Here is a 24,938-nt window from a genome sequence, read left to right on the forward strand (position 1 = left end):
CCGTCCTCACGGGGTCACAGCGGCGTCCACGCCACGCGTCGTACGACGAGCTCGGGGACGGCCGCTGGGTCGCTGCGCCCGGGGAAGTCGAAGACTCCCAGGATCAGCAGCATCGGGTAGTCCGGCGACTGCGTGGACCGGGCCGTCTCCACGCCGTCGACGAGCCAGCGCACGCCCTCGGGGGTCCAGTCGACGGCGTAGCGGTGCCAGTGGGCGACGTCGAGCTCGCGGCGCGGCGCGGCGAACTCCTCGGCCAGCGCCGGGTCGCGGAAGGCGTGGATGCCCGCGCCGACGTCGGCGCCGACCCGGCCGTCCTGCGCCTGCACGGTCTCCCCGAACACCTCGACCAGGCAGATCTCGCCGCACTGGTGCGGCTCCTCCTCCATCCCGATCATCCACGCGGAGAACATCGAGCCGGGCCCGATCGCGGCGCGGCACTCGACCTCGACCCGGCCATACCGCGGCACCAGGCCGGCCATCCGCGGCTGCTCCTCCCGGACGAGCAGGCCGTCGCGGAACGGCTGCTGCCCGCGGGGGCTGCCGACCGGGCCCGACCAGTTGCCGCTCTGCACCGCGGAGACCCGCAGCGGCTGCTGGTGCAGGTCGGCGCACCACAGCGGCTGGTCGGGCGGGATGCTCAGCCGCAGCCCGTCACCGGTGAGCTCGTAGGTCGCCGCCGCCTCGGCGCGCGAGCTCCAGGCCGGCAGGTACGCCGCCAGCCAGCGCTCCCGGTCCAGCGCCTCGCCCTGGAACCGCTCCTCGAATCCGGCCACGTCCCGATCATGGCCGGGACCACCGACATCGCCCGGTGGTCGCCGAAACCCGCCACCTCGCGCGCCGAAACCCGCCACCTCGCGCGCCGAAACCCGCCACCTCGCGCGCCGAAACCTGCCACCTCGTGGGGTGGTCAGACGACGACGGCGGCGGCGCAGACCTTGAACTCGGGCATCCGGCTGGAGGGGTCGAGGGCGTCGTTGGTGAGGCGGTTGGCGCCGACCCAGTGGAACGGGACGAAGACGGTGTCGGGGCGGATCGTGGTGACGACGCGCGCCGGCGCCTTCAGCTCGCCGCGGCGGGTGCGGACGACCACCGGCTCGCCGTCGTGGGCGCCGATCCGGGTCGCCAGCATCGGGTGCAGCTCCACGAAGGGCCCGGTGTCGGGCAGGGAGCGGATCCGCCGGGTCTGGGCGCCGGACTGGTACTGCGCGAGGACGCGCCCGGTCGTCAGGTGCAGGGGGTACGCCGCGTCCGGCTGCTCCGCCGCGCCGACGTACTCCGGCACCACGAAGCGGGCCCGTCCGTCCGGCGTCGGGAACCCGTCGGCGAACAGCCGCGGGGTGCCGGGATGCGGCGCCTTCCCCGCGGGCACGGCCGGGCACGGCCAGAACACGCCGTGCTCGGCGGCGATCCGCTCGTAGGTGATGCCGGAGTAGTCGGCCTTGCCGCCGGCCGACGCGCGGCCCAGCTCGGCGAAAACCTCCTGCGGGTCGGTGCTGAAGGGCACCGGCGAGTCCAGCCGCTCGGCCAGCCCAGCGATCACGTCGAGGTCCGAGCGCACCCCGTCGGGCGGCGCCACGGCCTGCTGCCGCAGCACGACCCGCCCCTCGAGGTTGGTCATCGTGCCGGTCTCCTCGGCCCACTGCGTCACCGGCAGCACGACGTCGGCGAGCGCCGCGGTCTCGCTCATCACCAGGTCGCAGACCACCAGCAGGTCCAGCGACTCCAGGCGCCGGGTGACGTGGCCGGCGCGCGGCGCGGACACCACGATGTTGGAGCCGAGGACCAGCAGCGCGCGAGCCCCGCCTCCGTCGCCCAGCGACTCCAGCAGCTCGTAGGCCGACCGGCCCCTGCCCGGGAGGGACGCCGGGTCGACGCCCCACACCCGTGCCACGTGCTCCCGCGCCGCGGGGTCGTCGATCATCCGGTATCCCGGCAGCTGGTCGGCCTTCTGGCCGTGCTCGCGGCCGCCCTGCCCGTTGCCCTGCCCGGTGAGGCAGCCGTAGCCGGCGTACGGCCGGCCCGGCAGGCCCAGCGCGAGGGCCACGTCGATCCAGCCGAGCACCGTCGCCGTGCCCTGCGCGTGCTGCTCGGCGCCGCGTGCGGTGAGCACCATGACCCGCTCCGCACCGGCGAGCAGCTCGGCCAGCTCGCGCAGCTCGAAGGTGGACACTCCCGTGGTGCGCTCCACCCGCTCGGGCCACCACGCGGCGGCCGCCTGCCGGACGGCCGCGAAGCCGGTGGTGCGTGCGGCGACGTACTCCTCGTCGACGGCGCCGGCCGCGTCGAGCAGGTGCAGCACGCCCAGCGCCAGCGCGAGGTCGGTGCCGGGCACCGGCTGCACGAACAGGTCGGCGCGCTGCCCGGTCGGCGTCAGGCGCGGGTCGATCACGACGAGGCGGCCGCCGTTGTCGCGGAGCCGGTCGAGGTGGCGCGCGGCCGGCGGCATCGTCTCGGCGAGGTTGGAGCCGACCAGCACCACCACGTCGGTCTGCTCGACGTCGGCCAGCGGGAACGGCAGGCCGCGGTCGATCCCGAAGGCCTGGTTGCCGGCGCTGGCGGCCGAGCTCATGCACCACCGGCCGTTGTAGTCGATCTGGCTCGTCCCGAGCGCCACCCGCGCGAACTTGCCGAGCTGGTAGGCCTTCTCGTTGGTGAGCCCGCCGCCGCCGAAGACAGCGACCGCGTCCCGGCCGTGCCGCTGCTGCAGCGCCCGGATCCGACCCGCCACCAGGTCAAGAGCCTCCTCCCAGCCGGCGGCCCGGAGCTCGCCGGTCGACCGGTCGCGCACCATCGGCGTGGTCAGCCGCTCCCGGCTGCCGCGCAGCTCGCCGGCGGTCCAGCCCTTGCGGCACAGGCCGCCCTCGTTGACGGGGAACTCCTCCCAGGCCCCGACCTCGATGCCGGCCCGCCCGCGGCGGGCGACGGTCATGCCGCACTGCAGGCTGCAGTAGGGGCAGTGGGTGCGCGCGGCGGGGCGGCTGGCGGGGCGGCTGGTGGGGCGGTCGTCGGCACGCTCGGTCATGGCCCCATTGCACGGCGCCGGCGTTTCCCCGGGTGCCGAGCGGGGGCACCGTGAGGTCAACTGCTGCTCACACCCTCACAGGCCCGATTGGCCGCCGGGCGCCCGGCAGTGGCACCGTGGGCCGGTGCCCCTGAACGAATCCCTCCAGCCGATCTTCGACGAGGTCCTCGCCCGCAACCCCGGCGAGACGGAGTTCCACCAGGCCGCCCAGGAGCTGCTCGACAGCCTGGAGCCGGTCGTCCGCCTGCACCCGGAGTACGCCGACGCGGCCATCATCCGCCGCGTGTGCGAGCCCGAGCGGCAGATCATCTTCCGCGTCCCGTGGGTCGACGACGCCGGCCGGGTGCAGCTCAACCGCGGCTTCCGCGTCGAGTTCAACTCCGCGCTCGGCCCCTACAAGGGTGGCCTGCGCTTCCACCCGTCGGTCTACCTCGGCATCGTGAAGTTCCTCGGGTTCGAGCAGATCTTCAAGAACGCGCTGACCGGCATGCCGATCGGCGGCGGCAAGGGCGGCTCCGACTTCGACCCGAAGGGTCGCAGCGACGCCGAGGTGATGCGGTTCTGCCAGTCGTTCATGACCGAGCTCTACCGCCACATCGGCGAGTACACCGACGTCCCGGCCGGCGACATCGGCGTCGGCGGTCGCGAGATCGGCTACATGTTCGGCCAGTACAAGCGGATCACCAACCGCTACGAGTCCGGCGTGCTCACCGGCAAGGGCGTCGGCTGGGGCGGCTCGCTCGTGCGCACCGAGGCCACCGGCTACGGCACCGTGTTCTTCGCCAACGAGATGCTCAAGGCGCGCGGCCAGTCCTACGACGGCAAGACCGTCGTGGTGTCCGGCTCCGGCAACGTGGCGATCTATGCCGCGGAGAAGTCCGTCGCGCTCGGCGGCAAGGTGATCGCCTGCTCCGACTCCAGCGGCTACGTCGTGGACCTCAAGGGCATCGACCTCGACCTCCTCAAGGAGGTCAAGGAGGTACGCCGCGAGCGGATCTCCGCCTACGCCGACGCCCGGCCGCACTCGGCGAAGTTCGTCGGCGACGGCTCGGTGTGGGACGTGCCCTGCGACATCGCCCTGCCCTGCGCCACCCAGAACGAGCTCGACGAGCACGCCGCGACCACGCTGGTCCGCAACGGCTGCACGGTCGTCGCCGAGGGCGCCAACATGCCGTGCACCCCCGAGGCGGTGCGGGTCTTCGCCGACGCCGGCGTCGCGTTCGCTCCAGGCAAGGCGGCCAACGCCGGGGGCGTCGCGACCAGCGCGCTCGAGATGCAGCAGAACGCCTCGCGCGACTCCTGGTCCTTCCCGCACACCGAGGAGCGGCTGGAGGAGATCATGGTCGGCATCCACCACCGGTGCCTGGAGACCGCCGACGCCTACGGCATTCCCGGCAACTACGTCGCCGGCGCCAACATCGCCGGCTTCATCCAGGTCGCCGACGCGATGCTGGCGCTCGGCGTCATCTAGGACCACCACCGGGCGGCGCCTGCAGCGCCACCTCGGTCCGGCTCATCCGCAGCTCGGTGCCGTGCTCGTCGGCGCGGGTGGCGCCGTCCGCGACGAAGCCGTGCCTGCCGTAGAAGGCGATGGCCCGGTCGTTGCCCCGGAGCACCCACAGGTACGCCGGGCGGTCGGCCAGCGCGTCGACGAGCAGGGCCCGGCCGACACCGGTTCCCCACCGTCGCGCGCGGACGTACAGCGCCCACAGCTCGACGTCGACGTCCACGTCGCCGTCCCGGGCCGGGCCGGCGCTCGCGAAGCCGACCAGGCCGTCGGCGTCTACGGCGGCGGCGGTGCGGGCGGGTCCGGCGGCCAGGTTGTGGCGCCAGCGGGCGACCCGCTCCGCGATGGTGGCGCGCCGGTGCTCGAAGATCGCCGCCGGCATCAGCTGCCGGTAGGCCTCCTCCCAGACGTCGACGTGCAGCACGGCCAAGGCCTCGGCGTCGTCGGGAACCGCCGGTCGGATCGTGACGCCAGGGGGTGCGTCCATGGCCCGACGGTACTGGGGGGTGCAGGCATCGAGGGTGCCCCTCGACCGGTGCCGCGAGTAGGTTCGGTGCGTGCAGCTGGCGGTCCACCACTGGGGCTCCGGCCCGCGCGTCGGGCCAGGCGGACCTGGCGCTCGTCGTACCTGATGTTCTCGTTCCATTTCCGCCGTACGGAGAACTCGTTCGTCAGGTACGTCGAGCTGGCCCGGTCCGCGAGCAGGCGATCGGGGGCCCGTGGACTCAGACCCCGACGTACCCGCGGTCGGGGACGCCCTTGCGGACCCGGAGGTAGACCGCCCAGGTGACCAGGGCGCACACCACGTAGAAGGCGGTGAAGATCAGGAACGCCGTCTTGGTGGCCTCCATCGGCGCGGTGACCCACGGGGAGCTGAACGTGATCGGGATCAGGAAGCCGCCCATCGCGCCGACGGCGCCGATGATGCCGATCGCGGCGGAGGCGCGCTTCGTCGCGTTGAGCACCGCCCACTCCCGCTCGGGGCTGTCCGGCTCGCCGACGCGCTGTGCCTCGCGCTGGAAGATCGCCGGGATCATCTTGTACGTCGAGCCGTTGCCGATCCCGGTCGAGGCGAAGACCAGCAGGAAGAAGCCGAGGAACAGCGGGAACCAGGCCTTGTTGTCCTCCGCGATCGTCACGTCGGCGGTCGGGTTGGGCGTGAGCTGCATCAGCGTCCACAGCACCAGGGCGGTGAAGACGATCATGCCGGTGAACGCGCCGAGGGTGACCCGCGCGCCGCCGTACCGGTCGGCCAGCCAGCCGCCGAACGGCCGGGTGATCGAGCCGACCAACGCTCCCAGGAAGGCGTAGTAGGCGAAGTAGATGCCGGTGCCGAGCGGCGCCGGCTCGGGCACCCAGAAGTTGAGCTTGATGAGCAGCGGCATCGCCGCGGAGTAGCCGATGAAGGAGCCGAAGGTGCCGATGTAGAGCAGCGACATCACCCAGGTCTGACGGTTGCGCAGCACGCTCAGCTGCGACCGGGTGTCGGTCCGGGCGGTGCCGAGGTTGTCCATGAAGAGGTACGCCGCCAGGGTGGCCACCACCGCGAGACCCGCGTAGACCCACGCCGCGCGCTCCAGGTGGATGCCGCCCTCGGAGGCCTTGACCAGTCCGAAGACGGCCGAGCCACCGACGATGATCGGCAAGCAGAACTGGATGATCGAGACGCCGATGTTGCCGCCGGCGGCGTTGAGCCCGAGCGCGGCGCCTTTCTTCGCAGCCGGGTAGAAGAAGTTGATGTTGGCCATCGAGCTGGAGAAGTTGCCGCCGCCGAAGCCGGCGGTCGCGGCGATCAGGCAGAACGCCCAGTACGGCGTGCCGGGGTTGGTCACCGCGTAGGCGAACAACAGCGTCGGCACCAGCAGCAGCGCCGCGCTGACCATCGTCCAGTTGCGGCCGCCCACCTTGCCGACCATCAGCGTGTAGGGCACGCGCAGCAGCGACCCGACGAGGTTGGGGATGGCGACGAGGAAGAACAGCTGCTGCGGGGTGAAGGTGAAGCCCTGGGCCAGCAGGAACGCCGAGGAGACGCTCCAGATCAGCCAGACCGAGAAGCCGAGGTGCTCGGAGAAGATCGACCAGATCAGGTTGCGCCGGGCGATCGAGGCGCCCTCGGCCTCCCAGAACGCCTCGTCCTCGGGGTTCCACTCGTCGATCCACCGCCCGGTACGGCGGCGCGGTGGTGTCGTTGCTGCACGGCTCGCGACGACGACGTCGCTGTCACTGTCGGTGGTGAGGGTCATCGGAGGCTCCTGGCGGACAGGGGTCGGGTGATGGGTCCCGATCCTGTGCGCGCGGGGTTTCGCCCCGGCTCGCCCGCGGATTTCGTTGCGTCAACTCCTCCTCACGGGCTCACGCACCTCACCGACGCACGCCACACCCACCTCAGCAGGGCGGGTGGTCCGCCGCGTGGACGTACCAGAAGGTCGCCCGGGAGCCCCACCGCACGACCGTGCCCGGGCTGATCGACTGCTTCGCGACGGTGTCCACCTTGCGGCCGGGGTCCACGCACCCGTTGAAGCTCGGCGAGAAGAAGGCGCCGATGTCCGGCGCGCCGCAGTCGCCGTTGCCGTAGCAGCCGACGTAGCGGGGCATCACCCGGTGCGTGTCGCGCACAGTCCAAGTGAAGCTGCCGGTGGTGCGGGCGCCCTTCTCGTCCTGGATCGTGACGGACACCCGGAAGCTCCGGGTGCGGAGGCTGGACTTGTGCACGGTCACGCCGGCCGCCGTGTGGGACACGGTGCCACCGAGGCTGCGCGACCCGCTCTTCCCGATGCCCGCAGGCGCCCCGGAGACGGCGACGACGCTCCAGCTGTCCCCGTCCGGGTCGCTGCCGTTGACCGCGTAGCTCGCGCTGACCCGCTCGTCGGTCGTCTTCGACGCCAGGGACAGCCGCGGCGCCCGGTTGCGCGGGGGCGGCGGCGGGTCGTCGTCCTCGGTGGGGCCGTCCTCGACCGGCTCGTCGGTCGGAGGCGCGGCCACGTCCGAGGGGTCCGACGTCGACGCGGCGACGTCCTCGCGGTCCAGCGCGGGTGGAGGCGGCTTGATCACGCTCTCGCCCTCGCGCGCCAGCCGGGCGAGCGCCCGCTCGATCCGCGGTGTCGCGCCGGTGACGGCCTCCTCGTGCCACCCCACGACGCGGTTCAGGTACTCCGCGCTCGGCTGCGCCTCGTCGGGCAGCGCCGCGCTCCACCGGATCTCCTTCGTCGCTCCCGCCGGCAGCCGGATCCGCCAGTAGACGATCGGATCGGCCTCGATCACGCCGGTGTAGCGGGGCTTGAAGGCGGCCTTGCTGACGTGGTCGGCGACCTCCTTCGGCACGACCTCCGCCCACAGCCGGGTCACCGGCTTCCTCGTCGTGTTCGTGAGCGCGACGACGGAGACGACGCCCCGGTCGGTGAGCCGGTAGCGGCGCGCGCTCCGCACACCCTCGGCTCGTGACCGGTCGCCGACGACCTCCGCCGAGGTGAACGGCGGAGCGACGACGGGGTCCTGCGACTCCCGGTCACGGCCGTCCCCGTCGTCGAAGGCCCGCAGCGTCACCGCCGCCGCGGCGAGCAGCACGACGACGGCGACCACCGCAGCGATCACCCGGCCTCGCCGCTCCGGCCGCTCCTCCTTCTCCCAGGGGAGCAGCTCCCGGGTCCCGGCGGCGGCAGGCGCCGCCACGGTGGTCGGCGCTGCCGGCGGCGGCGTCGCACTGGCGGGCGGCCGGTCGGGGCGGTCGTCCGCACGCTCCATCGCCTCCCGGCGGGCGAGCACCACGTCCTCTCCGGCCCTGCCGACGGCATAGGCCAGGGCCGCGATGGCCCACCGGGCGCTCCGGACCTCGCTGGTGCCGCGGTCACGTGCGAGCTGGTCACCGAGCACGTCGATCGCCGAGCCGACGTCGGCGCCGTTGTCCACCTGGGCGGCGAGGCGCTCGAACACACCGAGCCGCACCGCGTCGACCAGGACGTTGATCTCCCCACGGGTGGCCGTGTCGTCGGCGAGGTAGTCGTCGAGCACGGCCCGGAAGACCTCGGCGTCGTCGAACGCGCCTGCTCCCACCTCGGCCGCTAGCTCCGCCAGCTCCTCGTGCACCCCCACGGAACCGAGGATGGCACCGCCCTCGTCCGCAGGGATCGGATTGGCGCAACTGGCCCGCTGGGTTCCCGCTCGTCGGTCAGGCCCGTCAGTCAGGCCGTCAGTCAGGCCGTCAGTCGGGCCGTCAGTCAGGCAGGGCAGCGTGCAGCCTCGCGGCCGATGCCAGCGCCGCCTCCGCGGAGAGGAAGCAGAACTGCGCGGGCTTCTGGCTGATGCTGGTCCGCAGGTCGACCAGCGGCCCCCGCTGGGCGCCGAGCCGGTCGAGCAGCGCCAGCGACCGCTGGTTGCGGGCGTCGGGCTCGAACACCAGCCGCTCGCTGCCCGGGCGGGTCGCGACGAACCGCAGCCCGGCGGCGACCACCTCCGCCGTGCGCCCGCGTCGCGCGCGGTCGTCGGCGAGCAGCAGGTGGACGCCGACGTCCCCGGGCCGACGGTCGTACCAGTCCCCGATCTCGTCGACCTCGGGGTCGTAGGTCTGGAGCAGTCCGACCGGATGGCCCGGGGGCACGTCGCCGAGCACCAGGAGGTACGCCGCCAGGTGCGCCTGCTCGGCGATGAAGCCGTAGACCTCGGCGACCTGCGCCCGGCTCAGCTCCGCCATCCCCCAGAACTCCGCGCCCTCGGCCGTGACCCAACGGTGCAGCAGGTCTGCATCGGCCTCGGGATGGACGGGCCGGACGCTCACGCTCATCGCGGCGCGGTCTCTCGTCCGGGGGACGCGACGGGCAGGGTGCCGCCGGCGGCCCAGGTGGCCTGCTGGTCGTGGTGGTGGGGCGACCCCGGGTCGCCGGACGCGCCGAGCGGAACCACCCACCGGCTCCGCCCGGCCAGGTCCCAGACGTAGCGCGCGACCGGTCCGTGCACGCAGGCCCCTGTGCCGCCGACCGCGCGGGTGGCGAGGACGCAGTCGTCGTCACCGGACACCGGCACCATCGGCACTGTCAGCGCCGAAGGCCCCGGCGCACCTGGACCGGGCGGCACGGCGTCACCGGCGAGCTCGTGGGCGCTGAGCGGGTGCACCCGGTGGGACTCGCCCCACGGCGGCGGGTCGGGCGCCGCCGCCACCCGCTCCAGCGCGTGGGCGACCATGCCGAGCGGATCGGCCCCGAACGGCTTGTCGGCCGCCAGCAGGGCGGGCAGGCAGAGCCGCACCCGCGCGCGCAGGTCGAACCACGGGCTGAACAGCTCGCCGTGCGGGCTGGTGTCGACCCCGGCCAGGCCGGGCGCCCGGACGAACCCCTCGACCACGACCTCGCGCACGGCGGCGAAGCGGGCGGCGTCCACGCTGCCGGCCGCCATCTCGCGGTCCCAGGCCAGCAGCCGGTCGCGCAGCACCGCGGCCGGCTCGGAGAGGTCGCGCAGCGCGGCGATCGCGGCGAGCAGCGGCTCGCCGGCCGTCTGCCGCACGTCGGCCAGCACCGCGCCGAGCTGCTCGGGCATGACCGGTCCGCGCGCCGCCAGGTCCGCGACCAGGGCGGCGATCCGGCGGGCGCGGTGCGGCGGCGCGAAGTCGTCGCCCACGCGGTCCCAGCGCTCGTCCGCGCGGTCGTTGGCGGTGACCAGCACGTCGCCGGTGCGGGCCGGCAGGTCGGTGACCCAGCCGGTCCAGCCGTGGCCGTCGGCGCCGCGGCCCGGCGCCCGCCGCAGCGCCGTACGTCGGCTCGGCTCGCGTTCCGGCACCCGGCCCACCACGCGGTGCTCGAGCCGGCCGGTGTCGTCGGCGACGAGGAGGTTGTCGACGGGCCCGACCCAGGGCCCGAAGGCGGCGACCACCTCACCGGCGGTCCGCGCCCGGAGCAGCAGGGGCAGCGCATCGAAGCCGAGGTCGCCCAGCACGTGCGCGGGCGTGCGGAGGCTGATCGCCTCGGCGTCCTCCGGCCCGCCGAGCACGACGGGGCCGCGGTCGGTGACCAGCACCTCGACCGGCTGCTCGGCGAGCCTCCCGTCCGGCTGCCGCACGCGGACGGTCTCCAGCCGCCGGGCCACCGGCTCCCAGCTCGTCCGGCCGCGCGCGACGACCGTCTCGCCGTGCCGGGCCAGCTCCTCGACGTAGAGGTCCTCGTCGTCGGCGACCGCGTTGGTGACCCCCCAGGCGACCGACCCCGCGTGGGCGAAGTGCTGGACGCCCGGGACGCCGACGAAGGCCAGCCCGGTGACGTCGAAGCCGTCGTCGGGGTCGGTGCAGGCCAGCCGCACCTGGGCGTAGCAGCCGGGGGCCTCGATCAGCCGGTGCGGGTCGCCGGCCACGATCGGCAGCCCGCCGGCGGCCAGGGACCCGGCGACGGCGACGGCGTTGCTGCCGCCCGGCAGGCCCTCGGTCCGGAGCAGGCCGAGGGCCTCCTCCCCCGCCACCGAGGCGAGGTGGCGGCGCCAGAGCTTGCTCGGGAAGCCGGAGAAGAGCAGGTGCTGCACGGCGAACACCACCAGCGGCGCCCACGCCTCCCACCGCCCGGCCCGGATGCCGAGCGCCGCCAGCTCCGGTGACGTGGCGTCGGCCAGCCCGGCGTTCACCCCGTCGGCGTACGCCGCCACCATCGCCCGGGCCTCGGGCGAGAGCCGCGCGTGGGCGCGCCGGGCGACGTCGGCGAGCCGCGCCCGGCGGGCGAGCAGGTCCCACTCCAGCGCTCCTGGGCCGAGCAGCTCGGCGCTGGTGCCCTCGCCGCGCCGCCGCTCGACCTCGAGCTGCCAGGCGCGGTCCTGCGCCGTCGCGCGTCCCTGCTCGTGGCACACCTCCGCGAGCGAGCCGCCTCTGACGTGCGGGATGCCGAGCGCGTCGCGCCGCACCGTCACGACGACGTCCCGCCCGACGGCGTCTCGCCCGACGACCCGCCCGGTGGCGGCAGGGCGATCGGGTTCGCCAGCGTGCCGGCGAAGATCAGCGACTCGGCCTGGTCGGTCAGGTCGACCATCTGCAGCGTGTTGCGCAGCTGGAGCCGGTTGAGGCAGCTGTGCCGGAACTCCGGGCGGCGCAGGTCGTAGCGCGCGGCGGCCTCGGCGAGCTCGGGGTGGTCGGCCGCGTGCTCGTCGACGCAGTCGCCGACCAGCGCCCAGAACTCCTCCTCGGGCAGCACGCCGTCCTCGTCGAGGATCGCCGCGACGAAGCGGAGCACGCCGTCGAAGACGTCGGTGTGGATCGCCAGTGCCTTCACGTCGTCGGGGAAGGAGCCGCGGATCCGCTCCACCTCCTCGGGCAGCGGCAGGTCGCCCATCACGGCCACCTCCTCGCCGATGTCCTTCATGAACGCCGCGACCGGCACCCGGTCGCGCAGGAGCAGCACGAGGTTCTCGCCGTGCGGCATGAACGCCAGGTCGTAGGCGTGCAGGCAGTGCACCAGCGGGCGGAGGTAGGCGCGCAGCCAGGCGCGCACCCAGCCGGCCGCGTCGACCGGCGAGGCCTTGATCCACGCCGTCACCAGCGCGTCGCCGTCGGCGTCGCGGTGCAGCAGCGCGGCCATCGTGGTCAGCTGCTCGCCGGGCGCGATCCGGGGCACCGGGCTCTCCCGCCACAGCGCCGCGACCATCTTGCGGTACGGCGAGGGGCCGGCCTCGCGGTGGAAGGCATCGCCGGTGTAGCCGATCGCCGCCACCTCCCGCAGCACGCCGAAGCCGCACTCCTGCAGCTCGGGGTCGGCGTGCACGGTCTCCGCGACCCAGTCGTTGATGGCCGGCGTCGCCGCCATGTAGGCCGGCGACAGGCCGCGCACGAACCCCATGTTCTGGATCGCCAGCGCGGTCTTCACGTAGTGCCGCTCGGGTCGGCTGGCGTTGAAGAAGGTGCGGATCGACTGCTGCGGCCGGTGCTCGTCGTCACCCTCGCCGAGGTGCACCAGGTCGCGGCGCGCGACGTCGGGGGCGAACGTGACCGCGAGCCGGTTGCGCCACTGCCAGGGGTGCACGGGCATCAGCAGGTAGTCCTCCGGCGCCAGCCCGAGCGCGAGCAGCCGGTCCTCGAAGTGCTCGCGCAGGCCGCCGGCCAGCTCGGCGCCGTACAGGCCCTGCTCGGTCTCCCCCGCGCCGAGGGCGAGCCGGGTCAGCGAGCGGCGCGCGGCCACCCAGTGCAGCCGCACGCTGCGGGCGGTCTCCGGCGCGTAGGCGCGGTAGTCGTCGAGGCCGAAGCCGATCCGGCCGTTGTTGGCGACGAAGGCCGGGTGGCCCTCGGTCATCGCGGCCTCGATCCGCTGGTAGTCGGCGTCGACGAGCTCGGCCACCGGCAGCTGGCGGTGCCGCAGCTTCCAGGCGCCGGCGGCGAGGGTCGCGGCGACCTCCTCCAGGTAGGTCGGCAGCAGCTGCTCGGGGATGCCGAGCACCGGCGCCAGCTCCGCCACGAAGGCCTGCACGTCCGGCTCCGCCGGGCGGCCGGCCACGGTCCGCCCGATGGACCCCGGGTCGACCACCCAGTGCTCGAGGGCGTGCACACGCGCCGTGAAGCAGTACGACGACCGGCCGGCGTCCAGCTGCCACCGCCCGTCCGCGCGCCGCTCCGGCGCGACCAGCCGCTCGTGGGCGTACTCCCCGATCGCCTTGGCCAGCAGGTGCCGCTGGGCACGGGCCATCAGGTCCGGGGCGAGGTGGTCGGCCTCGACCGCGGCGGCGAAGTCGGCGCGCCGGCAGACCGACAGCATCGCGGTCTTGCCGGCCAGCGGCACCTCGCACAGCTCGACGAACCCGGCGGCGACGTTCTTCGCCCGGATCGCGGCGTTGCGGACGTCGGGCTCGACCACCACGCGCCGCACGGCCGGGTCGCGGAAGCAGTGCTCCATCACGGCGGTGAAGATGCGCGTGGTGAGCCCGCGGACCGGCGCGCCTGCCGGGGGCGCGACCAGCACGTGCATGCCGAGGTCGCCGGCGCGGAGCTCCGGCAGGCCGGCCAGCGGCGAGTGCGCGGGATCGTAGGTCTCGGCGAGGAACGCCGCTCCGCCGTCGACCCGCCCGAGCCAGGCGTCGTGGTGGGGGTCGGCCGTGATCGCGGCGTACTCCGCGAGGACGTCGTCGCGGGTGGCGCCCTGCATCATCCAGTACGCCGAACGTGGGTGGGTGACCCACGCGTGCAGCAGGTCGAGGACGGCGGGGTCGCGGTCGAGGTCGAGCGGCTCGAGGGTGATCACCGGGCCGCCTCCGGCTGGCGGCGGAGTTGGTCGGGGACGCCGAAGGTCTGCACGGCGATCCGCTTCTCGACCGGGTGGACCTCGCGGCCGAGCATCGCGGCCAGGATGACCGAGTTGCGGTAGGGGCCCATCCCGAGGTCGGGGGCGAGCACGGAGTGGGTGTGCTCCTCGGCGTTCTGGACGAAGATCTCGCCGCCGGCGACGTCCACGCTGTAGTCGGCGGCGACGTCGTAGCGGCCCCGCGGGTCGCGGCGGACCCGGTCGGCGACGCCGTCGAGGAACGCCGGCACCGTGGGTGCGTAGCCGGTGGCGAGGACCAGCCCGTCGGTGCGCAGCCCGAACTCCTCGCCGGTCTCGGCGTGCCGCAGGTCGAGCTCGTGCGCCGAGCCGTCCCGCCGGGCGCCGGTGACCGCGGTGTTGGTCAGCAGCGTCGTGCGGGGGCCGTCGCCGCAGACGCGCAGCCGGTAGTGCAGGTCGGAGATCGCGTCGACCAGGTCGCCGGAGATGCCCTTGAACAGCTGCCGCTGGTCGCGCGCGAGCCGGTCGCGGACCTCGACCGGCAGCCGCCGGTGGTGCTCGGCGTAGTCGGGCGAGGTCATCTCGAGGGTGAGCTTGGTGTACTCCATCGGGAAGAACCGCGGGCTCCGCGTCAGCCAGGTCAGCTCGTAGTCGTGGTCGGGCGAGGCCGCCAGCAGGTCGTGGTAGATCTCCGCCGCCGACTGGCCGCTGCCCACGATCGTGATCGACCGGCACCGCCGCAGTCGGGCGCGGTGGGCGAGGTAGTCGGCGGAGTGGGTCAGCGGTGACGGCTCGGCTGCCGGCCGCTGCGCGACCTCCTCCACCAACGGGCGGAGCGGCTCGGGGACGTGCGGCTCGGTGCCGATGCCGACCACCAGGCGACGGGCGCGATGCACGTCGCCGGTCGCCGAGGTCACGACGTACGACGCCCCGTCGTGCCGCACGTCGACGACCCGCTGGCCGAAGCGGATGCCGTCGACCCGCTCGGCGGCCCAGCGGCAGTAGTCGTCGTACTCCCGGCGCAGGGGGTAGAAGCTCTCCCGGATGTAGAACGGGTAGAGGTGCCCGGTCTCCTTGAGGTAGCTGAGGAACGACCACCGCGAGGTCGGGTCGGCCATGGTGACCAGGTCGGCCAGGAACGGCACCTGCAGGGTGGCGTCGTCGAGCAGCATCCCGGGGTGCCAGTCGAACCGCTCCCGCGCCTCGAGGAAGACGCCGTCGAGCTCTCCGGACTGCCGCAGCGGCTCCGAGAGGCACGCCAGGCCGAGGTTGAAGGGCCCGAGACCGATCGCGACGAAGTCACGCACGCCCGGCGTCGTCGCCCCGGTCACCGGGCGACCTCGGCCTCGGGCAGCACCGCGGCGAGCCGGGCACCGGCCGCGCGGACGAGGTCGAGCACGGCCACGATGTCGGCGGCGGTCGCCATCGGGTTGAGGAGCGTGAGCTTGAGGTACTGCCGGCCGTCGACCTTCGTCGCCGCCACCATCGCCCGCCCGGAGGCGTAGAGCTCCTCGCGGATCCGGCGATTCAGGGCGCCGAGGGCGGGCTCGTCGAGCACCGGCCCCGCGGGCAGGTAGCGGAAGACCAGCGTGCTGAGCTCCGGCGCGGCGGCGTACTCCAGGTCCGGCTCGACGACGGTGGCGGCGTGCACGGCCGCGGCGAGGTCGACGACGGCGTCGACGTAGTCGCCGATCACGTCCGGGCCCATCGCCCGCAGCGTGACCCACAGCTTCAGCGCGTCGAACCGCCGAGTGGTCTGCAGGCTCTTGTCGACCTGGTTGGGGCTGTCGGTGCCGACCGGCTCGCGCGGGTTGAGGTAGTCGGCGTGCCAGGTGACCGGCTGGAGGAGTGCCCGGTCGCGCACGATGAGCGCGCTGGAGGAGACCGGCTGGAAGAAGGTCTTGTGGTAGTCGACGGTCACCGAGTCGGCCCGGTCGATGCCCTCGAGCAGGCCGCGCCGGCGCCGGGACGCCAGCAGGCCCCCACCGTAGGCGGCGTCGACGTGCAGCCAGGTGTCGTAGGCGCGGGCGAGGTCGGCGATCGCGGGCAGCGGGTCGATGGCGCCGAAGTCGGTGGTGCCGGCGGTCGCGACGACGGCCATCGGTCGCAGGCCCAGCGCGGTGCAGGCGGCCAGCGAGCGCTCGAGCGCGGCCGGGTCCATCCGGTGCCGGTCGTCGGTCGGCACGCTGACCACCGACTCCTCGCCCAGGCCCAGCAGCCGCGCGGACTTCTGCACCGAGAAGTGGCTGTCCTCGGAGGCCAGGATGCGCAGCCGCTCCAGCCGCACCCGGTCGAGCCGCCCCCGCGCCAGCAGCAGGCCCTGGAGGTTCGACTGGCTGCCGCCGCTGGTGAACACGCCGTCGGCGGCGTCGCCGAACCCGATCCGCTGGGCCGTCCACTCGACCAGCCGGCGCTCGATGAAGGTGCCGCCGACGCTCTGGTCGAAGGTGTCCAGCGAGCTGTTCACCGCGGCGACGAAGAGCTCGGCGAGCAGCGCGGGCACCACGACCGGGCAGTTGAGGTGCGCGGCGTACGACGGCTCGTGGAACCACACCGCGTCGTCGAGCCAGAGTGCGGACATCTCGGCCAGCACCTCGTCGAGGCCGGCGAGCGGGGCGTCGAGGTCGACCGCGGCGACCCGGGCGGCCGCCTCGGCCGGTCCGGTGCCGGCGGCCGGGCCGGTCACCCGACCGAGGTGGCCCAGCAGGTGCTCGAGCCCCGAGCCGATCGCGGTGGCGTAGTGCTCGGCGTGACGGGGGTGGAAGACATGATGGAGCGGGGGCTGCTGCGACAAGGCGATCTCCTACCGAGAAAGGTTAGGCTTACCTAAGTACCTCCTCGGCGCGCTGCCAACACCGCCTCCTGTGGCCTGGCCCACAGGTCGCCGCCCGCCGGCGATCGGGCGGGCGGTCAGGCGAGCAGTCAGGACTGGCCGGTCAGGACTGGCCGGTCAGGCGGGAGCGGGGTCGCGCAGCAGCTGGACCGCGGCCGACCCGGCGAGCACCCCGCCACCGAGGACCAGCACGATCCCAGGGCCGGGCAGCCAGCCGGAGGTACCGACCAGGTCGAGCACCCGCACCAGCTGCCACACCGGCAGCACCACGGCGACCGCCGCCAGCACCGCGGCCTGGACGCCGCCGAGCCGGTGCAACGGGATGATCGCGCCGCCGAGCCCGAGCATCGCCGCGTAGAAGGTCCACAGCCCCGGACCGCCGCCGCCGGAGAGGTTGCCCACCGGCGTGTGCAGCCACGGCAGGAAGGAGCCGAACATCACCATCGCCGTGGCCAGGCCCAGCCGCTTGCGGCCGGGGTGGACGGGGGTGCGGGTCCGGGTCGCCTTGCCCGCGATGCCGTGGGTCGCCATGCCCCGACGGTAGCCGCCGTGACCGGGGTCACGCACCGTCCGCGTCGCGGCGCCGTGCCGCTCGTCGCCGGCCCGTCGGCCGCCGTCGGCGACGAGCGGTCGATGAGGGGCGACGAACGGTCGCTAGCGGTGCCGATCGGAGGTGGGCAGCGATCGCCCCCGCCGCTCGCCGAGCCGATCACGCCGCTCGGCGACTCCTGTGACCCAGGGCACATCTGTGCCTTGACCGAGCGCGCCCGCCGTTGCTTGCCTCGATGTGGTGGCCGTCACCTCCTGGCCGCCCCGTGGTCCGACGAGGAATGGAGCAGGCAATGGATGAACAGGCGCGCCGGGAGTACTGGCGCCACAACCTGACGCTGATGGCGGTGCTGCTCGCCATCTGGGCACTGGTGTCGTTCGGCGCCGGGATCTTCTTCGCCGACGCGCTCAACAATATCGAGGTCGCGGGCTTCCCGCTGGGCTTCTGGTTCGCCAACCAGGGCTCGATCCTGGTGTTCCTGGCCCTGATCGCGGTCTACGTGTGGCGGATGGACCGGCTCGACTCCAAGTACGGCATCAACGAGTACGAGGAGGAGGTGCACCACTCGTGAGCGACATCCAGCTCTGGACGCTGATCTTCGTCGTCCTCACCTTCTCGGTCTACATCTACGTCGCCTACGCGAGCCGGGTCTCCGACACCTCCGGGTTCTACGTCGCCGGCGGCGGCATCCCCGCCCCGGCCAACGGCGCCGCGATCGCGGCCGACTGGATGAGCGCGGCGTCGTTCATCTCCATGGCCGGCCTGATCGCCCTTGCCTACAACGGCTACGGGGGCTCTGCCTACCTGATGGGCTGGACCGGCGGCTACGTGCTGCTCGCGCTGCTCCTGGCGCCGTACCTGCGCAAGTTCGGGAAGTACACGATCCCCGACTTCGTCGGCGACCGCTACAACGAGACGGCGCGGATCATCGCCGTCGTCTGCGCGATCGTCGTCTCGCTGACCTACGTGGTCGGCCAGATGGCCGGTGTCGGCGTGGTCTTCAGCCGGTTCCTCCAGGTGAACACCACGGTCGGCGTGCTGATCGGCATGGCGATCGTGCTCTTCTACGCGGTGCTCGGCGGCATGAAGGGCATCACCTGGACCCAGGTCTGCCAGTACTCCGTGCTGATCGTCGCCTACCTGATCCCCGCCGTGGCGATCTCGGCGAAGGTCACCGACATCCCGCTGCCGCAGGTGGGCTTCGGGCAGATCCTCGACGAGCTGGAGGCGCTGCAGGCCGAGCTCGGGTTCGGCGACTACACCGCGGCCCTCACCGGCAGCGGCCAGTTCAACATGTTCCTGCTGACCGCGACGCTGATGTTCGGCACGGCCGGCCTGCCGCACGTCATCGTGCGGTTCTACACGGCCAAGAACGTGCGCGCGGCGCGCTACTCGGCGCTGTGGGCGCTGTTCTTCATCGCGCTGCTCTACACGACGGCGCCCACGGTGGCGGCGTTCGCGAAGTACAACATCCTCAGCGAGTCGCAGAGTGGCGGGCTGGCCGACCAGTCCTGGTTCGGCAAGTGGGCCGACGTCGGGCTGATCACCGGTCCCGACGGTGGCGAGGTGACCGACATCAACGGCAACGGCGCGATCGACTTCCAGGGCGGCGCCGGCAACGAGGTGCTGATCAACAACGACATCCTGGTGCTGGCCTCGCCGGAGATCGGCGGCCTGCCCGCGCCGATCGTCGGGCTGGTCGCGGCCGGTGGCCTCGCCGCCGCGCTGTCGACGGCGTCCGGACTGCTGCTGGTGATCTCCTCCGCGGTCGCCAACGACGTCTACCACAAGCGGATCAACCCGGGAGCGAGCGAGAAGCAGCAGCTGCTCGTCGCCCGGATCGCGATGGCGGTGGCCGTGCTGGCCGCCGGCTACCTCGGCGCCAACCCGCCGGGATTCGCCGGCCAGGTGGTGGCCCTCGCGTTCGGGCTGGCGGCGGCCAGCTTCTTCCCGATCCTGGTGCTCGGCATCTTCTGGAAGAAGTGCACCGCGGCGGGTGCGGCCTCCGGCATGGCGGTCGGCCTGGGCGTCACGGCGGCGTACTTCGTGTGGACGCTGCCCTCGGAGTCGGCGTGGTTCTTCCTCGGCAAGGACCCGATCCTCGACATCGCACCGGTGGGCTTCGGGGCGATCGGCATGCTGCTCAACTTCATCGTGACGATCGTGGTCTCCCAGTTCACGAAGAAGCCGTCGGTCACCATGCAGCACCTGGTGGAGGAGATCCGCTACCCCGGCCGCACCGACCTGGTCGCCAAGCACGCGGAGGGCCAGCTCTGACGCCCGGCAACCGGGAGACAACCCCTTGAGAGCAGGCTGGTGGTGCGGCCTACTGTGAGCCGTGCCACCAGCTTGCCCATCGTTCGGAAGGAAGAGTCGTGACTGACACCGAGCAGACCCTCGCGAACCTGCTGCGGGAGGAGCGCCGGTTCGAGCCGCCGGCCGACCTCGCCGCCGACGCCAACCTGAAGGCCGACGCCTACGAGGCGGCCGCTGCCGACCGCGAAGGCTTCTGGGCCCAGCAGGCCGAGCGGCTGTCGTGGGCGAAGAGGTGGGAGCAGGTCCTCGACTGGTCCGACCCGCCGTTCGCCAAGTGGTTCGTGGGCGGCACCCTCAACGCGGCGTACAACTGCGTCGACCGGCACGTCGAGGCCGGCCGCGGCGACAAGGTGGCGATCCACTGGGTGGGCGAGCCGGTGCACGACGGCGTCGCGGAGAGCCGCGACCTCACCTACGCCGACCTCCAGCGCGAGGTGTCCAAGGCGGCCAACGCGCTCACCGACCTCGGCGTGGCCAAGGGCGACCGGGTGGCCATCTACATGCCGATGATCCCCGAGGCGATCGTCGCGATGCTCGCCTGCGCCCGGATCGGCGCCCCGCACACCGTGGTGTTCGGCGGCTTCTCCGCCGACGCCCTGGCCTCCCGGCTCGAGGACTGCCAGGCCAAGGTCGTGGTCACCGCCGACGGCGGCTACCGGCGGGGCACCGCGTCGGCGCTGAAGCCGGCGGTCGACGAGGCCCGTGCCAAGACGGCGAGCAACGGGCACACCGTGAGCAAGGTGCTGGTGGTGCGTCGTACCGGTCAGGACCTCGGCGAGAACGGCTGGGACGACGACGTCGACGTGTGGTGGCATGACGTCGTCGACAGCGCCTCCGAGGAGCACGCCCCCGAGCCGGTGGACGCCGAGCACCCGCTCTACGTCATGTACACCTCCGGCACGACCGGCAAGCCGAAGGGCATCCTGCACACCACCGGCGGCTACCTGGTCGGCTCGGCCTACACCCACCACGCGGTGTTCGACATCAAGCCGGAGACCGACGTCTACTGGTGCACCGCCGACATCGGCTGGGTCACCGGCCACTCCTACATCGTCTACGGGCCGCTGGCCAACGGCGTCACGCAGGTGCTCTACGAGGGAACGCCCGACAGCCCCGAGCGGGGCCGCTGGTGGAAGATCATCCAGGACTACAAGGTCACCGTCTTCTACACGGCGCCGACCGCGATCCGCTCGTTCATGAAGCAGGGGCACGAGGTCCCGGACCAGTTCGACATGTCCAGCCTGCGGGTGCTCGGCTCGGTCGGCGAGCCGATCAACCCCGAGGCCTACGTCTGGTACCGCCACGTCATCGGCGGCGACCGCACCCCCGTCGTCGACACCTGGTGGCAGACCGAGACCGGGTCGATCATGATCAGCCCGCTGCCCGGCGTGACCGCCGGCAAGCCCGGCTCGGCCATGACGCCGATCCCCGGCATCGAGGCCGACGTCGTCGACGACGAGGGCAACCCGGTGCCCAACGGGTCCGGTGGCTACCTGGTGGTCACCTCGCCGTGGCCGTCGATGCTGCGCACGATCTGGGGCGACGACAAGCGGTTCGTCGACACCTACTGGCGGCGCTTCGAGAAGCAGGGCTACTACTTCGCCGGCGACGGCGCGAAGAAGGACGACGACGGCGACATCTGGGTGCTCGGCCGGGTCGACGACGTCATGAACGTCTCCGGCCACCGGCTGTCCACCACCGAGATCGAGTCGGCCCTGGTCTCCCACCCCAAGGTCGCCGAGGCCGCGGTGGTCGGCGCCACCGACCCCGACACCGGCCAGGCGGTCGTCGCCTACGTCATCCTGCGCGACGAGGCCGGCGACGGCGGGGAGGGCATCGCCAAGGAGCTCTCCGACCACGTGCGCAAGGAGATCGGCCCGATCGCCAAGCCGCGGCAGATCATGGTCGTCCCCGAGCTGCCCAAGACCCGCTCGGGCAAGATCATGCGGCGGCTGCTGCGCGACGTCGCGGAGAAGCGCGAGGTCGGCGACACCACCACCCTCGCCGACAGCTCGATCATGGAGCTGATCTCGGCGGGCCAGGCGACGTCCACCGACGACTGAAGCCGCGGCCTCCCACACCGACCGATGACAGGAGTTCCGTGCCCAGCTGGCACACCGACTGGTCCGACTTCCCCGAACCGCTCGCGGCGTTCTGGACCGAGCGTCACCTCTGCACGCTGAGCACGCTCGACTCCACGGGCGCCCCGCACGCGGTGCCGGTCGGCGTCGCGCTCGACCCTGAAGAGCATTGCGCGTGGATCATCACCGGCCGCGGGTCGCAGAAGGCGCGCAACCTGCGCCGCGACCCGCGGCTGGCGGCCACCCAGGTCGACGGTGCCCGCTGGTCCACGCTGCTCGGCGCGGCCGAGGTGCTCGACGACCTGGAGTCGGTCGCCCGCGCCTGTGAGCGCTACTCCGAGCGCTACCGCACGCCCCGGCCGAACCCGGAGCGGGTAGCGGTCCGGGTCACCGTCGACCGGTTCCTGGGCTCGCGGCAAGTCTTGCCCGGCTGACCTCCCCGCCTTCCTCGAGGCCGGCCTCCCGCTTTGACCGGCCACCCGCTCCGGGTGGCCGGCCGTTCGGCGTCGGGGCCGTGGGACGGCGATCTGCGCCGGCGTCAGCCGGGGGTGACCCGCGACGCGCCCTCGGCGACCTTGTCGACCGGGTCGTCCTGGGGCGGGACGCCGGTGTCGGTCGGCTCGGGGTGGTGCTCCCCGCGGCCCGCCCACAGCAGCACGAGGACGCCGACGACGGCGGCCGTCACCGAGGCGAGCAGGATGCCCACCTTGGCGTCGTCGGTGAGCACCTGGTCGCCCGGGAAGGAGAGCCCGGCGATGAACAGCGACACGGTGAAGCCGATGCCGGCCACCGAGCCGACGCCGACCACCTGGGCCCACGACGTGCGGTCGGGCAGGTGGCTGAGGCCGAGCTTGACCGCGAGGTAGCAGAACAGCGCGATGCCCAGTGGCTTGCCGATCACCAGCCCGGCCGCGATGCCGAGGCCGACGGTGGAGGTGACCGCCTCGCCGAGCACGCCGCCGCCGAGGTAGACCCCCGCGTTGGCCAGGGCGAAGATCGGCAGCACGACGTACGACGACACCGGGTGCAGCCGCGTCTGCAGGCGCTCGACCACGGGCACCGACTCCGCGAGCAGGAAGCGCAGCTTGTGCAGCTCCTCGGCGTCGAGGTCGTGGTCGCGCAGCGCGTGCACGGCGTACTCCTTGGAGACGTCGGGCTTGAGCAGCGCCACGGCGGGGGTGAGCAGCCCGATGGCCACACCGGCGAGGGTGGCGTGCACGCCCGACTGAAGCATCGCGAACCAGGTCGCGACCCCGAGCACGGAGTAGACCGAGATCGACCAGACCCGGAGCACCCTCAGGACCGCCATCGTCACGAGCAGGACCACTGCCAGGGCGAGCCACTGGAGGGACAGGTCGGCGGTGTAGAACACCGCGATCACCAGGATCGCGCCGATGTCGTCGACGATCGCGAGCGTCAGCATGAAGAGCCGCGCCGAGGAGGGGATGCGGCGGCCGAGCAGGCCGAGGACGCCCACCGCGAACGCGATGTCGGTGGCCATCGGGATGCCCCAGCCGCGACCGGTGTCCCCGCCGCCGGCGATGGCGAGGTAGATGGCAGCCGGCACCAGCATGCCGCCGAGCGCCGCGACGATGGGCAGGGCGGCCGTGCGGGGGTTGCGGAGATCGCCGTGGACCAGCTCGTACTTGATCTCCAGGCCCACGACGAAGAAGAAGATCGCCATCAGCCCATCGTTGACCCAGTGCTGCAGCGTCTCGTCGATCTCCAGCCCGCCGATGTGCAGCGAGATGTGGGTGTGCCAGAACTCGTCGTAGCCCTCGGCCCAGCCGTCGAACGGCAGGTTGACCCACAGCAGCGCGGCGACCGTGGCGGCCAGCAGCAGCAGCGATCCGGCCGCCTCGATGTGGAGGAACTCGCGCAGCGGCCGGGCGACGTAGCGCGCCAGCGCCTTGTCACTCGCCGTCCAGACGGGGCCCTGGTTCCAGAGGTCGTCGCGGGGGCGGTCGGACGACGGTGTCTCGGGCACGGAGCGGCCTCCAGGTGTGGGTGGGCAGGCATGGTCGAGCGCCGACCAGACTTCCCGGCTCACCTGTCTCCCAGCGTATCGGTATCGGTAAGGTCGTCGGCATGGCCATCGAACCGCTCCGCGACGAGCCCACGATCGGGCGTCTCATCAAGGACGCGCAGACCGATTTCTCCACGCTCATGCGCAAGGAGATCCAGCTCGCCAAGTCGGAGCTGAAGGTCAGCGTGACCGCGGGCGGGATGGGGGCGGCGTTCCTGGCCGCGGCGGCGTTCTTCCTGGTCCTGTTCGTGATCATCCTGTCGGTGGCGGCCGCCTACTTCATCCACTGGAACGGCGACGGCCTCTCGCTGCACTGGGCGTTCCTGATCGTCGCGGGGTTCTGGCTGTTGGTCGCCGCGCTCCTGGTGCTGCTCGGCATCCGCGCGTTCAAGCGGGTGAAGGCGCCGGAGCGGGCGATCGAGCAGGGCCGCGAGATCCCGCGCGCCCTCAAGGGCCAGGCCTGAGCCGGAGCCCCGGAGGGGTGGGCCGAGGTGGCACGGCAGCCGGTGGTCGCCGGCAAGGCTGAGCAGCTGCTCGGCTCCGCGGTGGTCGCGACCGCACCCGTCGCCGGAGGTGACGTCTGCACCGCCGTGAAGCTGCGGCTCTCCAGCGGTCGCACCGCGTTCCTCAAGACGCTCACCGGCGCGCCGCCGCACTTCTTCGCGCGGGAGGCCGCCGGGCTGCGCTGGCTGGGCGAGGCCGAGCCGGCGGGCGGCGTCGCGGTGCCGGAGGTCCTCGGCTTCGACCAGGACTGCCTGATCCTCGGGTGGGTCGAGTCCGGCCGCCCGGGCGCCGAGGCGGCGACCCGCTTCGGTCGGGCGCTGGCCGCGACCCACGGCGCCGGCGCGCCGGTGTTCGGCGGTGACGCCGACGGCTACATCGGCCGGCTGCCGCTGCCCAACCGCCCGCTGCCCACGTGGGCGGAGTTCTGGGCCGAGCGCCGGATCGCGCCGTACGTGAAGGTGCTGCGCGACAAGCAGCTGCTGTCGGCGGACGACGCCGCCGCGATCGAGGCGGCCGCGGCCCGGACCGCCGAGGTGGTGCCGGAGGAGCCGCCGGCACGGCTCCACGGCGACCTGTGGAACGGCAACGTGCTCTGGACCGCGGACGACCGCGTCGTGGTGGTCGACCCCGCCGCCCACGGCGGTCACCGCGAGGTCGACCTGGCCATGCTGTCGCTGTTCGGCCTGCCCCAGCTGCCGCAGGTGCTCGAGGCCTACCAGCACGCCGCCCCCCTGGCGGACGGGTGGGAGGAGCGGCTGGCCTTCCACCAGCTCTTCCCGCTGCTGGTGCACGCCTGCCTGTTCGGCGGTGCGTACGGCGCCCGCGCCGCCCGCCTCGCGCAGCGCTACCGCTGAGTCCGGCGGCCGCTCTCAGCGCGCGCTCAGGGCGAT

19 protein-coding genes are annotated in these 24,938 nt (G+C 73.1%); 7 read left to right on the plus strand and 12 right to left on the minus strand.

The features are described from left to right. Positions 1–14: 14 nt before the first annotated feature. Positions 15–773 carry a glycoside hydrolase family 16 protein gene (locus ACPOLA_RS10155; RefSeq protein ID WP_435770305.1) on the minus strand — a complete coding sequence of 253 codons (759 nt, stop codon included), beginning with the start codon at positions 771–773 and terminating at the stop codon, positions 15–17. A 134-nt stretch (positions 774–907) separates the two neighbouring features. Further along, positions 908–3,022: a molybdopterin oxidoreductase family protein gene (locus ACPOLA_RS10160; protein ID WP_435770306.1), complete on the minus strand. Its 2,115-nt coding sequence runs from the start codon at positions 3,020–3,022 to the stop codon at positions 908–910. 130 nt (positions 3,023–3,152) lie between these two features. Here ACPOLA_RS10160 and gdhA point away from each other — a divergent pair, with 130 nt between their 5' ends. Beyond that, positions 3,153–4,493, plus strand: coding sequence for an NADP-specific glutamate dehydrogenase (gdhA, locus tag ACPOLA_RS10165; RefSeq protein WP_435770375.1), 1,341 nt, complete (start codon positions 3,153–3,155; stop codon positions 4,491–4,493). On the opposite strand, the gene ACPOLA_RS10170 is transcribed toward gdhA, so the two are convergent. The 9 genes from ACPOLA_RS10170 to ACPOLA_RS10210 form a co-directional block, all read right to left on the minus strand. After that, a complete protein-coding gene (locus ACPOLA_RS10170; RefSeq protein WP_435770307.1) occupies positions 4,486–5,016 on the minus strand; it encodes a GNAT family N-acetyltransferase in 531 nt (176 codons plus the stop codon). The two genes, gdhA and ACPOLA_RS10170, sit on opposite strands and share 8 nt — an antisense overlap. Positions 5,017–5,254: 238 nt before the next feature. Beyond that, positions 5,255–6,772 carry an MFS transporter gene (locus ACPOLA_RS10175; protein ID WP_435770308.1) on the minus strand — a complete coding sequence of 506 codons (1,518 nt, stop codon included), beginning with the start codon at positions 6,770–6,772 and terminating at the stop codon, positions 5,255–5,257. Positions 6,773–6,914: 142 nt separating this feature from the next. Beyond that, positions 6,915–8,618 carry a hypothetical protein gene (locus ACPOLA_RS10180; RefSeq protein WP_435770309.1) on the minus strand — a complete coding sequence of 568 codons (1,704 nt, stop codon included), beginning with the start codon at positions 8,616–8,618 and terminating at the stop codon, positions 6,915–6,917. 121 nt (positions 8,619–8,739) lie between these two features. Beyond that, positions 8,740–9,306: a GNAT family N-acetyltransferase gene (locus tag ACPOLA_RS10185; protein WP_435770310.1), complete on the minus strand. Its 567-nt coding sequence runs from the start codon at positions 9,304–9,306 to the stop codon at positions 8,740–8,742. Further along, positions 9,303–11,405, minus strand: a complete 2,103-nt coding sequence (locus ACPOLA_RS10190; RefSeq protein ID WP_435770311.1) for a penicillin acylase family protein — start codon at positions 11,403–11,405, stop codon at positions 9,303–9,305. The genes ACPOLA_RS10185 and ACPOLA_RS10190 overlap by 4 nt, the downstream gene beginning before the upstream one ends. Then, positions 11,402–13,720, minus strand: a complete 2,319-nt coding sequence (locus ACPOLA_RS10195; RefSeq protein WP_435770312.1) for a GNAT family N-acetyltransferase — start codon at positions 13,718–13,720, stop codon at positions 11,402–11,404. Before ACPOLA_RS10195 ends, ACPOLA_RS10190 begins: the two co-directional genes overlap by 4 nt. Next, the gene (locus tag ACPOLA_RS10200) at positions 13,717–15,069 is read right to left on the minus strand and encodes a lysine N(6)-hydroxylase/L-ornithine N(5)-oxygenase family protein (protein ID WP_435770313.1); all 1,353 of its coding nucleotides are present in this window, start codon (positions 15,067–15,069) and stop codon (positions 13,717–13,719) included. The genes ACPOLA_RS10195 and ACPOLA_RS10200 overlap by 4 nt, the downstream gene beginning before the upstream one ends. After that, complete coding sequence (locus tag ACPOLA_RS10205; RefSeq protein WP_435770314.1) at positions 15,066–16,532, minus strand: pyridoxal phosphate-dependent decarboxylase family protein; 1,467 nt, start codon at positions 16,530–16,532, stop codon at positions 15,066–15,068. Before ACPOLA_RS10205 ends, ACPOLA_RS10200 begins: the two co-directional genes overlap by 4 nt. A 156-nt stretch (positions 16,533–16,688) precedes the next feature. Then, positions 16,689–17,102 carry a hypothetical protein gene (locus ACPOLA_RS10210; protein WP_435770315.1) on the minus strand — a complete coding sequence of 138 codons (414 nt, stop codon included), beginning with the start codon at positions 17,100–17,102 and terminating at the stop codon, positions 16,689–16,691. Positions 17,103–17,401: 299 nt separating this feature from the next. Here ACPOLA_RS10210 and ACPOLA_RS10215 point away from each other — a divergent pair, with 299 nt between their 5' ends. The 4 genes from ACPOLA_RS10215 (at position 17,402) to ACPOLA_RS10230 (ending at position 21,952) form a co-directional block, all read left to right on the plus strand. Beyond that, positions 17,402–17,692 (plus strand): DUF4212 domain-containing protein, encoded by a 291-nt coding sequence (locus ACPOLA_RS10215; protein ID WP_435770316.1) that lies wholly within the window; start codon positions 17,402–17,404, stop codon positions 17,690–17,692. Then, positions 17,689–19,398: a sodium:solute symporter family protein gene (locus ACPOLA_RS10220; protein ID WP_435770317.1), complete on the plus strand. Its 1,710-nt coding sequence runs from the start codon at positions 17,689–17,691 to the stop codon at positions 19,396–19,398. The genes ACPOLA_RS10215 and ACPOLA_RS10220 overlap by 4 nt, the downstream gene beginning before the upstream one ends. 98 nt (positions 19,399–19,496) lie before the next feature. Further along, the gene (gene acs, locus ACPOLA_RS10225) at positions 19,497–21,500 is read left to right on the plus strand and encodes an acetate--CoA ligase (protein WP_435770318.1); all 2,004 of its coding nucleotides are present in this window, start codon (positions 19,497–19,499) and stop codon (positions 21,498–21,500) included. A 38-nt stretch (positions 21,501–21,538) separates the two neighbouring features. Then, complete coding sequence (locus tag ACPOLA_RS10230; protein WP_435770319.1) at positions 21,539–21,952, plus strand: PPOX class F420-dependent oxidoreductase; 414 nt, start codon at positions 21,539–21,541, stop codon at positions 21,950–21,952. Positions 21,953–22,056: 104 nt separating this feature from the next. Here ACPOLA_RS10230 and nhaA read toward each other — a convergent pair whose 3' ends face one another. Continuing rightward, positions 22,057–23,505 carry a Na+/H+ antiporter NhaA gene (gene nhaA, locus ACPOLA_RS10235; protein ID WP_435770320.1) on the minus strand — a complete coding sequence of 483 codons (1,449 nt, stop codon included), beginning with the start codon at positions 23,503–23,505 and terminating at the stop codon, positions 22,057–22,059. Positions 23,506–23,606: 101 nt separating this feature from the next. Here nhaA and ACPOLA_RS10240 point away from each other — a divergent pair, with 101 nt between their 5' ends. Both ACPOLA_RS10240 and ACPOLA_RS10245 read left to right on the plus strand, forming a co-directional pair. Further along, a complete protein-coding gene (locus tag ACPOLA_RS10240; RefSeq protein WP_435770321.1) occupies positions 23,607–24,008 on the plus strand; it encodes a phage holin family protein in 402 nt (133 codons plus the stop codon). A 27-nt stretch (positions 24,009–24,035) separates the two neighbouring features. Then, a complete protein-coding gene (locus tag ACPOLA_RS10245) occupies positions 24,036–24,902 on the plus strand; it encodes a fructosamine kinase family protein (protein ID WP_435770322.1) in 867 nt (288 codons plus the stop codon). Positions 24,903–24,938 lie beyond the last annotated feature (36 nt).

The organism is Nocardioides proteolyticus (genome assembly GCF_051280635.3).
Taxonomy (GTDB): Bacteria; Actinomycetota; Actinomycetes; order Propionibacteriales; family Nocardioidaceae; genus Nocardioides.

Bases quoted from the DNA above. Each gene is read 5' to 3' on its own strand.
- ACPOLA_RS10160 (WP_435770306.1), bottom strand. From the start codon at position 3,022: ATGACCGAGCGTGCCGACGACCGCCCCACCAGCCGCCCCGCCAGCCGC.
- ACPOLA_RS10170 (WP_435770307.1), bottom strand. From the start codon at position 5,016: ATGGACGCACCCCCTGGCGTCACGATCCGACCGGCGGTTCCCGACGAC.
- ACPOLA_RS10175 (WP_435770308.1), bottom strand. From the start codon at position 6,772: ATGACCCTCACCACCGACAGTGACAGCGACGTCGTCGTCGCGAGCCGT.
- ACPOLA_RS10185 (WP_435770310.1), bottom strand. From the start codon at position 9,306: ATGAGCGTGAGCGTCCGGCCCGTCCATCCCGAGGCCGATGCAGACCTG.
- ACPOLA_RS10210 (WP_435770315.1), bottom strand. From the start codon at position 17,102: ATGGCGACCCACGGCATCGCGGGCAAGGCGACCCGGACCCGCACCCCC.
- ACPOLA_RS10215 (WP_435770316.1), top strand. From the start codon at position 17,402: ATGGAGCAGGCAATGGATGAACAGGCGCGCCGGGAGTACTGGCGCCAC.
- ACPOLA_RS10240 (WP_435770321.1), top strand. From the start codon at position 23,607: ATGGCCATCGAACCGCTCCGCGACGAGCCCACGATCGGGCGTCTCATC.